Genomic DNA, 12,110 nt, shown 5'->3' on the forward strand with positions numbered 1-12,110 from the left:
GATTATGGCAAACCCAATCGTAGAAAAAGCAAAAGAAAGAATGACTCAGTCTCACCAAAGTTTGGGACGTGAATTTGGTAGCATCCGCGCTGGACGTGCAAATGCAAGTCTTTTGGATCGTATTTTTGTAGAATACTACGGAGTAGAAACACCATTGAACCAATTGGCATCTATCACAATTCCAGAAGCGCGTGTCTTGTTGATCACACCATTTGATAAATCATCTTTGAAAGACATCGAGCACAGCATCAATGCTTCTGACCTTGGAATCACTCCAGCCAACGATGGATCTGTTATCCGCTTGGTCATCCCAGCTTTGACAGAAGAAACTCGTCGTGACTTAGCAAAAGAAGTGAAAAAAGTTGGTGAAAATGCTAAAGTAGCGATCCGTAACATCCGTCGTGATGCTATGGATGAAGCGAAGAAACAAGAAAAAGCAAAAGAAATCACAGAAGATGAATTGAAAGGTCTTGAAAAAGAGATCCAAAAAGTTACGGATGATGCTGTCAAACATGTGGATGAAATGACAGCGCACAAAGAAAAAGAATTGATGGAAGTTTAATCCATCCCAACCATTACAGGAAAGAAAGACTCAGTTGGCACTGCTGGCTGGGTTTTATTTCCATTATTCTTGTGAAGAGGCAAGAGGAAAGAAGGAAACATGAATACGAATCTAGCAAGCTACATCATGGGAATGGTCATCGATGAAAATGATCACTTCTATTTTGTTCAAAAAGATGGCCAGACCTACGCGCTTGATAAAGCAGAAGGCCCACACAAAGTCGGAGAATGTGTCAAGGGCTTTGCCTATACAGATATGAAGCAAAAGCTCCGACTCACCACACTTGAAGTCACAGCAACTCAAGAAAGCTTTGGCTGGGGAACGGTTACGGAAGTGCGCAAGGATTTGGGAGTCTTTGTGGACACAGGGCTTCCAGATAAGCAGATTGTTGTCTCACTAGATATCCTACCGGAGATCAAAGATCTATGGCCTAAAAAGGGCGATCGTCTCTATATTCGCTTAGAAGTTGATAAGAAAGATCGGATTTGGGGAATCTTAGCCTACCAGGAAGATTTCCAGCGTTTGGCTCGTCCAGCCTATAACAATATGCAAAACCAAAACTGGCCAGCTATTGTCTACCGCTTGAAATTGTCTGGAACCTTTGTTTACCTTCCAGAGAACAATATGCTGGGCTTTATCCACCCAAGTGAGCGCTATGCAGAACCTCGTTTGGGAGAGGTCTTAAATGCTCGCGTCATCGGATTTCGGGAGGTAGACCGGACCTTGAATCTATCTTTGAAGCCACGCTCGTTTGAAATGTTGGAAAACGATGCCCAAATGATTTTGACCTATTTGGAAGCCAATGGTGGCTTTATGACCCTGAATGATAAGTCATCTCCAGAAGAGATCAAGGCAACTTTTGGGATTTCAAAAGGTCAGTTCAAAAAGGCTTTGGGTGGTTTGATGAAGGCCAAAAAAATCAAGCAAGACCAGTTTGGAACAGAGTTGATCTAAGAGGAGGCTTATGCGAAAATCATTTTATACTTGGTTGATGACGGAGCGTAATCCTAAAAGCAATGCTCCTAAGGCCATTCTAGCAGATCTTGCTTTTCACGAGTCTGCTTTTCCCAAGCATACAGATGACTTTGACGAGGTCAGTCGCTATCTAGAAGAGCATGCGAGCTTTTCCTTTAATCTTGGCGATTTTGATGCGATTTGGGAAGAATACCAAGCCCACTAGAAAAGGACAGGTCGAGGATGGTTTTTTCTCGGCCTCTTTGTTATAATAATAGAAAAACACAAGTAGAGAGGTTCTTTATTTGCAAGAACATTCAGTTGAAATTACATTAACGCATCCAGACGATCTCTTTCATTTGTTTGGATCTAACGAACGCCATCTCCGTTTGATGGAGCAAGAATTTGGGGTAACTATTCACGCCCGGACAGAAATCGTCCAAATCATTGGGGAAGAAGAAACCTGCGAGCAAGTTCGTCAAGTCATCCAGGCTCTTTTGGTCCTCGTTAACCGTGGTATGACCATTGGTACGCCAGATGTGGTGACCGCCATTACCATGGTGAGAAATGGGGAATTGGATAAGTTCATCGCTCTCTATGAAGAAGAGATTATTAAGGATAGTTACGGCAAGCCCATTCGGGTTAAAACGCTTGGTCAAAAGATCTATGTCGATAGTGTCAAGAACCATGATGTCACTTTTGGGATTGGACCAGCGGGGACTGGGAAAACCTTCCTAGCAGTGACTTTGGCCGTGACTGCCCTCAAGCGTGGTCAGGTCAAGCGGATCATTTTGACCCGTCCTGCTGTAGAAGCTGGAGAGAGCCTTGGTTTCCTACCAGGGGATCTTAAAGAAAAAGTAGACCCTTATCTACGTCCGGTCTATGATGCTCTTTACCAGATTTTAGGGAAAGACCAAACCACTCGGATGATGGAGCGGGAGATTATCGAGATTGCGCCTTTGGCTTATATGCGGGGGCGGACCTTGGACGATGCCTTTGTCATCCTCGATGAAGCGCAAAATACCACCATCATGCAGATGAAGATGTTTTTGACCCGTCTTGGTTTTAACTCTAAGATGATTGTCAATGGAGATACTAGCCAGATTGACCTTCCTCGAAATGTCAAATCCGGCTTGATTGATGCTCAGGAGAAATTGAAGAACATTTCTCAAATTGACTTTGTGCATTTCTCTGCCAAGGATGTCGTTCGCCATCCAGTAGTAGCAGAGATTATTCGGGCCTATGAGCCCATTCCAAATCCAGTCCTCAAAGAAAAACCGGATGTGGAAGAAGAAGAATAAAAGAAAAGGCAAAGATCATCAGATCTTTGCCTTTTTTATGTTAGAAATTAAACCAATTCATCGATTGGTGTGAAGTCGCGCTCTAAACCAGTAGCAACAGGTTGGCTTGTGATATGGCCTTGGTAAGTAGTGACACCTTGGCGCAAGCCTTCATCGAGGGCAATTGCCTTGTGGAAGCCATTGTCAGCCAGGGATTCAACATAAGGAAGGGTCACATTGGTAAGGGCGATAGTAGAGGTACGTGCGACAGCCCCTGGGATATTGGCAACGGCATAGTGGAGCACGCCATGTTTTTCGTAAACTGGTTCCGTATGCGTTGTGACACGGTCTGCTGTTTCGATAACACCACCTTGGTCAACGGCCACATCGACGATGACTGAACCGGGACGCATTTGTTTAACCATATCGTCTGTCACTAATTTAGGAGCTTTCGCACCAGGAATCAAGACAGCTCCGATGACAACATCGGCATCACGGACGCTGGCTTCAATGTTAAATGGATTGGACATAAGGGTTTGGATTTGGTGACCAAAGACATCTTCCAGAACAGCCAAACGTTTAGCACTGATATCTAAGATGGTCACTTGGGCACCGAGTCCAAGGGCGATACGAGCTGCGTGGGTTCCAACGACCCCGCCTCCGATGATGGTAACTTTTCCTTTGGGAACACCTGGCACCCCACCTAGGAGGACTCCTGATCCACCTTCTTGTTTGGTCAGGAAGTGAGCACCGATTTGCACGGCCATCCGTCCAGCCACCTCACTCATTGGCACCAAGAGTGGCAACTGTCCATCTAAGTCACGAACGGTTTCGTAGGCCACCCCAGTTGTTTTAGCTGAGACCATAGCGTCCGCTAATTCTGGTGCAGCGGCCATATGCAAGTAAGTGAAGAGCAAGAGGTCTTCGCGAAGGAAGCCATATTCTTCAGCGAGGGGTTCTTTGACTTTGACCACCATCTCAGCGGCCCAAGCTTCTGTAGCAGTCGCAACAATGGTTGCCCCTTGCTTCGTGTAATCTTCATCCGCAAAGCCAGAACCAAGTCCAGCATTTGTTTCCACCAAAACGTGATGACCTTTCTTCACCAAGCTTTGTACGCCTGCAGGTGTCAAACCGACCCGATTTTCGTTGTTTTTAATTTCTTTAGGAATTCCAATGAGCATTTTTGCCTCCTTGCTCAGATTTAGGTGTAAAAAGGCCATTGGTGTGAGATGGCTCTCTTGACTCAATGACCTTTTCACTCCTTATCTGATTGTTTTGATTGATTTTATTGTATAGAAAAGTGGGTTAAAAAGCAAGAAAAATTTGAGCTTGCCTTCCTTTAGGTTATTTGCTAAACTAATTCCTAAAGAAGGAGTGTCAAATGGAAAATTTATATGTGAAGTTAGCGGCTTATCGTGAAGTGGAGACAGAGCGTTTGCACTTGCGTCCGGTCACTCTTGATGATGCACCGGCTATGTTTGAGTATGCTTCTGATGAGACAGTTACGCGCTATACCTTTGCAACCAATCAAAGTATAGAAGAGACGCGTAATAATATTGCCCTCTTTTACCTAGCGAGCCCACTTGGAAGATGGGGGATCGAACTCAAAGAAAATGGAAAATTTATCGGGACGATTGATTTGCTGGATTTGGATCTTTGTCTGAAGAAGGGGAGTATCGGCTATGTTCTGAATAAAGATTATTGGAACCAAGGTCTTGCGACAGAGGCTGCCAAGGCAGTCATTGCCTTGGCTTTTGAACAGTTAGGGATGAACAAGCTAATTGCTGTTCATGATCAGGACAACCCAGCTTCTGGACGGGTGATGGCCAAATCAGGGATGAAATATTCTCACGAGGAGCCCTACGCGATGCTAGACCTGCATGAAGAAGGGAGAATGGTGACAAGAGTTCATTATGTCCTCACTAAGGAAGAATATTTGTCAGAAAAATGAGTCAGGATATTGACAAAAGGCCTATCTCCATGATATAGTAGATAGGTACTGCTGGTTTAGCTCAGTCGGTAGAGCGCATCCATGGTAAGGATGAGGTCGCCGGTTCAATCCCGGCAACTAGCATATCAGAAGAGAGAAGCTTAGAGAAGATCTAGGCTTCTTTTTTTGCGAGTCCATCTTTAAAAGTCCGGTTTTTTCAACAATTTTCAAAAAAACGTTGACAAGCACAGAAATACGTGGTAAAGTTAGAACAACAAAGAGAAAGGAGAAAACCATCATGAACAAAGTAGATGTTTTGATGACACAATTGAATACACAGCTTCTCCAATCTCAGTTGAGTTCGATGTAAACTATAAATGGAACCCAAGATGGAGGAGTCTGTCTTGGGTTTTTTGTATGCATTTTTGCCTGCCTTAACTGAATTGGTGATAGGCATCAGAAGGCCCAAGTGTGGACTGAGACTGCTCTCAGCTCCTTGCTTGGGTTTTTCTGTGCCATTTTGAAAAGGAGAATATATGATCAGAGCTATTTGGGAGTATATCAGGGAGCGCAAGTGGCGATATGTGAAGATCGCTATGGTCCTGATTCTTTATGATTACACCTTATTGATCCCGACGCAAGTCATCCAGCGCTTAGTGGATCATTTGAGTCAGCAGACGCTGACGCAATCCAACTTTGTATGGGATATGGTCCTCTTGGTGGGATCAGCTATCCTCAATTACCTGACGGCTTTTTATTGGCAGTTGCGACTTTTTCAGTCGTCAGTCCATTTCAAGGCGACCCTTCAGGGACAAGCGTTTCGTAAGCTAGTAGCTATGCGGCGTCCCTTTTTTGAGAAATTCCGTTCAGGAGATCTCTTGACGCGGTTCACGACAGATGTGGATGGCATGGCTGATATGGCTGGTTACGGGATGATGGTGCTCCTGTTTGGCGGTGGCTTGTTTGCCTTTATTATTCCGACCATGTTTTTCATTTCTTGGCAATTAACCTTGATTTCCTTTATTCCCATGATCTTCCTCGTCGTCTCTACCTATTTTTTGAGTAGAAAGCAGGAGGAGTATGTTGAGCAAAACCGAGAAGCGGTCGCTCAGTTGAACGATGAAGTTTTGGAGTCCATCGAAGGGATCCGGGTCATGCGGGCCTATAGTAGACGGGATCAGCAGGTCAAACAGTTTCAGAAGAAAACAGCCAGTCTCTCCAAAACAGGAGACAAAATTGCTTCTATCCAGTATTCTTTTGGACCTTTAGCTCTGTTGTTTATTGGATTCTCGACGGTCTTGCTCCTGCTATTTGGAGGCCAGTCCCTGGCAAGCGGGCAGTTGAGCCTTGGTAAATTATTGGCTTTACAGCTGTATTTGGTCTTTTTAATTGAGCCTATGTGGATGATGGCGGACCTGATCTTGGTCTACCAGACAGGGCAAATGTCCTATAAAAAATTAAAAGAAGTGATTGATGAGACAGATGATCTGGAGCCAGATGGTTCTCACTACCTAGAACAGATTGATTTGGTGCAGTTTAAGGACTATTCTTTCAGCTATCCTGGTGCTGAGCGAAAGAGCCTGTCAGGCATTGATTGGACCATTCAGAAAGGACAGACGGTTGGAATTGTTGGTCGTACCGGTGCAGGAAAGACTACCCTGGTTCGACAATTCTTGCGGCAGTACCCAGTTGGTGAGGGAGAATTCTTGATCAACCAGCAACCGATCGTGGACTACAACCGACACTCCATTGAAGATAAAATTGGCTATGTTTCCCAAGAACATATTTTATTTTCCAAGTCTATCCGTGAGAATATAGCGCTTGGTAAAAAAGGAGCCAGCCAAGAAGACTTGGTAGAAGCAATAGCCCAGGCTGCTTTTGCGGATGATCTCGAGCGGATGTCTCATGGAATGGACACCTTGATCGGTGAGAAAGGGGTCTCTGTATCAGGAGGTCAAAAACAGCGGATTTCTCTGGCACGTGCCTTCTTAAGAGATGCAGAGCTCTTGCTGTTAGATGATTCCCTTTCGGCAGTAGATGCTAAGACTGAACAGGCCATTATTGACACGCTTCAAAAGGAACGAAAAGACAAGACGACCATTATTGTTTCTCATCGCTTGTCTGCTGTTCATCAGGCGGATTGGATCATCGTCTTGGATCAAGGACAGATTGTAGAAGAAGGCAGAGCTAGTGATTTATTGGCTCAAGAAGGCTGGTATTATGAACAATACCAACGGCAACAAAAACAGGAAGGAGAATAAGATGAAAGTTTTGAAACGATTATTATCTAGGATCACGCTTTATCCAACTGTCTTTCTTGCTGGCTTTATTTGCCTCTTACTAGCCACTATTTTTTCTGAATTGTCACCCTTTCTTCTCCAAAAGATGATCGATGGGCCTTTGACCGCACTGACCCACGGTGGCGGGCAAGGTGACTTGCTTCAGATGGGAGGATTTTATCTCTTGGTCTTGAGCCTGGGGCAGCTGATTAGCTACATGGGAAATCGGATCTTGCTACATGGAAGTAATCAAGTAACCGCTAGTCTGAGAGATCAAGCCTTTCAAGTCATGCAAGGGCTGCCTATTTCTTATTTTGATGATAAACCGGCTGGGAAGATCGCGACAAGAATTGTCAATGATACGGAGACCTTGCGGACCCAGTTTTATAACTCTTGTATGATTTTAGTCATTTATTTGGTTCGCTTTCTCTTTATCCTAGGGATTCTCTTTTACCTAAGTCCTATGATGGGCCTTCTCTTGTGTTTGGTCTTTCCAATTTTCTATGGGATTCAGTATCTCTACAAGGTCATGACGGACCAGCCGATGAAGGATTTCTTTGATGCGCGAAGCGAGGTCAATACCCAGGTCAATGAACTCTTGCATGGTGCCAGTATGATTCAGCTCTATCATCAAGAGCCTGGTGTGGTAGAGGAGTTTGAAGCCACTACCCAGAAGATGTTAGGAGCCAATGATCGAATCCTCTTAGCCGATTCTATTGCTTCTTGGACCTTGACGGAATTGCTCAAGTTTTTAGTGATTGCAGGCATTTTGACCATCGCTGGGATTTCTTTCCTAGAGGGTAATATCGGTGTGACGGCTGGTTTCTTATTTATCAATATTAACTATGTCATTAATCTATTTGATCTCATGGCCAATCTCAGTCGTCAATTCCCAAATATTCGGCGATCCTTAGAAACGGGGAGCCGCGTCCTTGCTTTCTTAGACCAACCCTTAGAGGCCGATGGTGCATCGGAACTGAAGATAGAAAAGGCAGAAGTCGTGTTTGACGACGTTCAATTTGCCTATGAAGAAGGCAAGCCAGTTCTGCGGGATATTGCCTTTCAGGCTAGTCCAGGTCAAACCATCGCTCTGGTGGGCCATACTGGATCGGGTAAGTCTTCGATTATGAACCTGCTCTATCGTTTTTATGATCCTCAAGAAGGGGCGATTTTGATCGATGGTCAAGATATTCGCCAAGTCTCTCGTGAGAGCCTACGAAGCCATATGGGGATTGTTCTGCAGGATCCTTATCTATTTACAGGGACCATTGCTAGTAATGTGGCCATGAGTCAGGATCACATTAATCGGGATGCGGTCCAAGATGCCTTGAAAAAAGTCGGAGCTTGGCCCTTTGTAGAGCGCCTTGAAAAGGGGATCGACCATCCAGTCGTAGAAAAAGGATCCGCCTTTTCAAGTGGTGAGCGCCAATTGATATCCTTTGCGCGGACGCTCTATATGAATCCGCAAATTCTGATTTTAGATGAGGCAACCTCTCACATTGATACAGAAACAGAAGAAATCATTCAGAAGGCTATGGCAGTCCTGCAAAAGGGCCGGACCACCTTTATCATTGCCCATCGCTTGTCCACTATCCAAGATGCGGATCAGATCTTTGTCTTATCTGAAGGACGCATTGTGGAACGTGGTAGACACGAGGAACTGGTCGCACAAGGCGGGATCTATGCCCAGATGAATGCCATCCAGCAAACAGTGGTGTAAGATTGTCCTGCAAAGAAAAAGATTGAAAACCAGCCTGTATCTAGTATATAGGCTGGTTTTATGCTATAATGAAGTGATAATAGTGAGGTGATCCAGATGTATATTGAAATGGTAGATGAGACTGGTCAAGTCTCTGACGAAATCTTAAAACAAACGCAAGAAATTTTAGAATTTGCTGCTCAAAAAATTGGGAAAGAAGACAAGGAAATGGCTGTGACTTTTGTGACCAATGAACGCAGTCATGAACTAAATCTTGAATACCGTGATACGGATCGTCCGACGGATGTCATCAGTTTAGAATACAAGCCAGAGATGGAGATTTCTTTTGACGAAGAAGACCTTGCAGAAAATCCAGAATTGGCAGAGATGATGGCTGAATTCGATACCTATATTGGGGAGCTCTTTATTTCAATTGACAAGGCGCGTGAGCAAGCCGAAGAATATGGCCACAGCTTTGAGCGCGAAATGGGATTTTTAGCAGTGCATGGTTTTCTTCACATCAATGGCTATGATCACTATACGCCGGAGGAAGAAAAGGAAATGTTTGGCTTACAGGAAGAGATTTTGACAGCCTATGGACTCACAAGACAATAAGCGAAAATGGAAAAATCGGGACTTCACTTCAAGCCTGGAGTTTGCGATAACAGGAATTTTTACTTCGATCAAGGAAGAGCGCAATATGCGCAAGCATGCCTTATCAGCCCTTGCAGCAATTCTTGCTGGTTTGGTATTTAGGATTTCTGCGACAGAATGGCTCTTTTTATTGCTCAGCATCACCTTGGTGATTGCTTTTGAGATTATGAATTCAGCCATTGAAAATGTGGTGGATTTAGCTAGTAACTACCATTTCTCCATGTTGGCAAAGAATGCCAAAGACATGGCGGCTGGAGCAGTCCTTGTCGTATCAGGTTTTGCCCTACTAACAGGACTGGTGATTTTTGTGCCCAAATTCTGGGCCTTGGTATTTGGATAAGAGGGAGTATGCCCTCGTGAAAGGATAATATGACATTTAAATCAGGCTTTGTAGCCATTTTAGGACGTCCCAATGTTGGGAAGTCAACGTTTTTGAACCACGTCATGGGGCAAAAGATTGCCATCATGAGTGACAAGGCGCAGACAACGCGCAATAAGATTATGGGGATTTATACGACGGATAAGGAACAGATCGTCTTTATCGATACCCCAGGGATTCACAAACCCAAGACAGCGCTTGGAGACTTCATGGTGGAGTCGGCCTATAGCACCCTTCGAGAAGTGGATACCGTTCTCTTTATGGTGCCAGCAGATGAGCCACGTGGGAAGGGCGATGACATGATCATCGAGCGCCTCAAGGCTGCTAAGGTGCCGGTTATTCTGGTGGTCAACAAGATCGACAAGGTGCACCCTGACCAACTCTTGGCGCAAATCGATGACTTCCGTAGTCAGATGGATTTCAAGGAAATCGTGCCGATTTCAGCCCTTCAAGGAAACAATGTTTCGCGTTTGATTGATATTTTAAGTGAAAACTTAGAAGAAGGTTTCCAATATTTCCCTGCCGACCAAATCACTGACCACCCAGAGCGCTTCTTGGTCTCTGAAATGATACGAGAAAAGGTCTTGCACTTGACGCGGGAAGAAATTCCTCACTCTGTTGCTGTAGTGGTGGATTCCATGAAGCGGGATGAAGAAACCGATAAGGTTCATATCCGTGCAACCATCATGGTCGAGCGCGATAGCCAAAAAGGCATTGTCATCGGAAAAGGCGGGGCTATGCTTAAGAAGATCGGAACCCTCGCGCGTAAGGATATCGAACTCATGCTAGGGGACAAGGTCTTCTTAGAAACATGGGTTAAGGTCAAGAAAAATTGGCGGGATAAGAAATTGGATCTTGCCGATTTCGGCTACAACGAAAAAGAATATTAAGAAGAGGTGGGCAGAAGCCTGCTTCTTGTTTTTAGAGAAGGAGAAGCTATGCCTGAATTACCAGAAGTAGAGACCGTTCGACGCGGTCTTGAGAAATTAATTCTTGGAAAAACCATCCAGTCCGTGGAAGTAAAGTATCCTAAGATGATTCAGACGGATCTGGATGCTTTTTGTCAAGATCTTCCAGGTCAAGAAATTCGGGTCATGGGGCGCCGTGGGAAATACCTTTTATTTTATCTGACGGATCTGGTACTCATCTCGCATTTGCGAATGGAAGGTAAGTATTTCTTTTATCCAGACGAGGTTCCTCTTCGCAAGCATGCCCATGTCTTCTTTCATTTTACAGATGGTAGCACTCTGGTCTATGAAGATGTCCGCAAGTTTGGGACCATGGAAGTCCTCACACCTGAGCTTGTCGACAGCTATTTTTTGGCGAAAAAAATTGGTCCAGAGCCGACGGAAGTGGATTTTAAAGAACCAGCCTTTCAAGCAGCTCTTAAAAAATCAAAGAAACCCATTAAATCAGCTCTTTTAGACCAAAAATTAGTGGCTGGTCTGGGCAATATCTATGTGGATGAGGTCCTTTATCGAGCCAAGGTTCATCCAGCCCGTTTGGGTCAAAGCTTGACTGCTAGAGAAGCCAAAGCCGTTCGCAAAGAAACGATTGCCGTGCTTGCTCAGGCTGTTGAAAAGGGTGGCTCTACCATTCGCTCCTACAGCAATGCTTTTGGAGAAGATGGCACCATGCAGGAAGAACACCAGGTCTATGGGAAAACAGGCCAGCCTTGTTTGCGCTGCGGAACACCGATTGAAAAAATTCAGCTGGGGGGACGTGGAACCCATTTTTGCCCTCACTGCCAAAAGGAGAACTAGATGGCAAGAATCATCGGATTAACAGGAGGGATTGCTTCAGGAAAGTCCACTGTCACCTCCTATTTGAGAGAAAAAGGCTATCCTGTCATTGATGCTGATCGAGTGGTCCATGACTTGCAAGCACCAGGAGGAGCTCTCTACCGTGTCTTAGTAGATCATTTTGGGAGAGAGATCCTTACCAAAGAAGGAGAGCTGGACCGCGTCGCTTTGGGTCAGCGGATCTTTTCAAATCCTAGTGAAAGAAACTGGTCCAATCGCGTCCAAGGCAGGCTTATTCGTGAGGCTCTAGCTGAGGTAAGAGATAGACAAGCTGCACAATCCGATCTCTTTTTTATGGATATTCCACTCTTAATCGAGCAAGGCTATGAAGAGTGGTTTGAATCTGTCTGGTTGGTAGCTGTATCAAAAGAAACCCAGCTCAAACGCCTGATGGAACGCAACCACTTATCAGAACTGCAGGCCCAAGAACGCATTGCGTCTCAAATGCCGCTAGATGAAAAAAGCGCCCATGCAGATCTGGTCTTAGACAATAATGACGATCTAACGGCCCTCTATGCCCAATTAGATGCAGCCCTACAACAATTAGAAAGAAGATGATCTTATCACAAGA

Annotated in this window: 13 protein-coding genes and 1 tRNA gene; 13 read left to right on the top strand and 1 reads right to left on the bottom strand. The window is 44.9% G+C overall.

Features of this window, described 5'->3' with window-relative positions; translation table 11 throughout:
• Positions 1 to 4: 4 nt before the first annotated feature.
• The 4 genes from frr to NML76_RS05535 all read left to right on the top strand — a co-directional run bounded on the left by frr (position 5) and on the right by NML76_RS05535 (position 2,817).
• Positions 5 to 562 carry a ribosome recycling factor gene (frr, locus tag NML76_RS05520; protein WP_003005165.1) on the top strand — a complete coding sequence of 186 codons (558 nt, stop codon included), beginning with the start codon at positions 5 to 7 and terminating at the stop codon, positions 560 to 562.
• Positions 563 to 661: 99 nt separating this feature from the next.
• Complete coding sequence (gene cvfB, locus NML76_RS05525; protein WP_254732922.1) at positions 662 to 1,516, top strand: RNA-binding virulence regulatory protein CvfB; 855 nt, start codon at positions 662 to 664, stop codon at positions 1,514 to 1,516.
• A gap of 10 nt (positions 1,517 to 1,526) precedes the next feature.
• A complete protein-coding gene (locus NML76_RS05530; RefSeq protein ID WP_003005127.1) occupies positions 1,527 to 1,742 on the top strand; it encodes a YozE family protein in 216 nt (71 codons plus the stop codon).
• A 79-nt stretch (positions 1,743 to 1,821) separates the two neighbouring features.
• A complete protein-coding gene (locus tag NML76_RS05535) occupies positions 1,822 to 2,817 on the top strand; it encodes a PhoH family protein (protein ID WP_049490841.1) in 996 nt (331 codons plus the stop codon).
• A 47-nt stretch (positions 2,818 to 2,864) separates the two neighbouring features.
• Here NML76_RS05535 and ald read toward each other — a convergent pair whose 3' ends face one another.
• Positions 2,865 to 3,977 carry an alanine dehydrogenase gene (gene ald, locus NML76_RS05540; protein ID WP_254732924.1) on the bottom strand — a complete coding sequence of 371 codons (1,113 nt, stop codon included), beginning with the start codon at positions 3,975 to 3,977 and terminating at the stop codon, positions 2,865 to 2,867.
• Between the two features lie 200 nt (positions 3,978 to 4,177).
• On the opposite strand from ald, the gene NML76_RS05545 reads away from it, so the two are divergent.
• The 9 genes from NML76_RS05545 to coaE all read left to right on the top strand — a co-directional run bounded on the left by NML76_RS05545 (position 4,178) and on the right by coaE (position 12,097).
• Complete coding sequence (locus tag NML76_RS05545; protein WP_254732926.1) at positions 4,178 to 4,747, top strand: GNAT family N-acetyltransferase; 570 nt, start codon at positions 4,178 to 4,180, stop codon at positions 4,745 to 4,747.
• A 50-nt stretch (positions 4,748 to 4,797) separates the two neighbouring features.
• Positions 4,798 to 4,870 (top strand) — tRNA-Thr (locus tag NML76_RS05550).
• 392 nt (positions 4,871 to 5,262) lie between these two features.
• Positions 5,263 to 6,987 carry a tetracycline efflux ABC transporter Tet(46) subunit A gene (gene tetA(46), locus NML76_RS05555; RefSeq protein WP_254732928.1) on the top strand — a complete coding sequence of 575 codons (1,725 nt, stop codon included), beginning with the start codon at positions 5,263 to 5,265 and terminating at the stop codon, positions 6,985 to 6,987.
• Between the two features lies 1 nt (position 6,988).
• Entirely contained in the window at positions 6,989 to 8,725 is a 1,737-nt protein-coding gene (gene tetB(46), locus NML76_RS05560) for a tetracycline efflux ABC transporter Tet(46) subunit B (RefSeq protein ID WP_254732930.1), read from the top strand.
• Between the two features lie 96 nt (positions 8,726 to 8,821).
• Positions 8,822 to 9,319: an rRNA maturation RNase YbeY gene (ybeY, locus tag NML76_RS05565; protein ID WP_003005431.1), complete on the top strand. Its 498-nt coding sequence runs from the start codon at positions 8,822 to 8,824 to the stop codon at positions 9,317 to 9,319.
• Positions 9,300 to 9,698 (top strand): diacylglycerol kinase family protein, encoded by a 399-nt coding sequence (locus NML76_RS05570; protein ID WP_021153635.1) that lies wholly within the window; start codon positions 9,300 to 9,302, stop codon positions 9,696 to 9,698. The genes ybeY and NML76_RS05570 overlap by 20 nt, the downstream gene beginning before the upstream one ends.
• A 29-nt stretch (positions 9,699 to 9,727) precedes the next feature.
• Positions 9,728 to 10,627, top strand: coding sequence for a GTPase Era (gene era / locus NML76_RS05575; RefSeq protein WP_003004993.1), 900 nt, complete (start codon positions 9,728 to 9,730; stop codon positions 10,625 to 10,627).
• A 48-nt stretch (positions 10,628 to 10,675) separates the two neighbouring features.
• Positions 10,676 to 11,500 (top strand): DNA-formamidopyrimidine glycosylase, encoded by an 825-nt coding sequence (mutM, locus tag NML76_RS05580; protein ID WP_254732932.1) that lies wholly within the window; start codon positions 10,676 to 10,678, stop codon positions 11,498 to 11,500.
• Positions 11,501 to 12,097, top strand: coding sequence for a dephospho-CoA kinase (gene coaE / locus NML76_RS05585; protein ID WP_023918753.1), 597 nt, complete (start codon positions 11,501 to 11,503; stop codon positions 12,095 to 12,097).
• Positions 12,098 to 12,110 lie beyond the last annotated feature (13 nt).

The organism is Streptococcus sp. CF8_Ac1-9 (assembly GCF_024295565.1).
GTDB lineage: Bacteria > Bacillota > Bacilli > Lactobacillales > Streptococcaceae > Streptococcus > Streptococcus parasanguinis_X.

What these genes read in the sequence shown, in the direction of transcription:
- era (WP_003004993.1), top strand. Translation starts at nt 9,728, where the DNA reads ATGACATTTAAATCAGGCTTTGTAGCCATTTTAGGACGTCCCAATGTT.
- NML76_RS05545 (WP_254732926.1), top strand. Translation starts at nt 4,178, where the DNA reads ATGGAAAATTTATATGTGAAGTTAGCGGCTTATCGTGAAGTGGAGACA.
- coaE (WP_023918753.1), top strand. Translation starts at nt 11,501, where the DNA reads ATGGCAAGAATCATCGGATTAACAGGAGGGATTGCTTCAGGAAAGTCC.
- frr (WP_003005165.1), top strand. Translation starts at nt 5, where the DNA reads ATGGCAAACCCAATCGTAGAAAAAGCAAAAGAAAGAATGACTCAGTCT.
- ald (WP_254732924.1), bottom strand. Translation starts at nt 3,977, where the DNA reads ATGCTCATTGGAATTCCTAAAGAAATTAAAAACAACGAAAATCGGGTC.
- cvfB (WP_254732922.1), top strand. Translation starts at nt 662, where the DNA reads ATGAATACGAATCTAGCAAGCTACATCATGGGAATGGTCATCGATGAA.
- NML76_RS05530 (WP_003005127.1), top strand. Translation starts at nt 1,527, where the DNA reads ATGCGAAAATCATTTTATACTTGGTTGATGACGGAGCGTAATCCTAAA.
- ybeY (WP_003005431.1), top strand. Translation starts at nt 8,822, where the DNA reads ATGTATATTGAAATGGTAGATGAGACTGGTCAAGTCTCTGACGAAATC.
- mutM (WP_254732932.1), top strand. Translation starts at nt 10,676, where the DNA reads ATGCCTGAATTACCAGAAGTAGAGACCGTTCGACGCGGTCTTGAGAAA.
- NML76_RS05570 (WP_021153635.1), top strand. Translation starts at nt 9,300, where the DNA reads ATGGACTCACAAGACAATAAGCGAAAATGGAAAAATCGGGACTTCACT.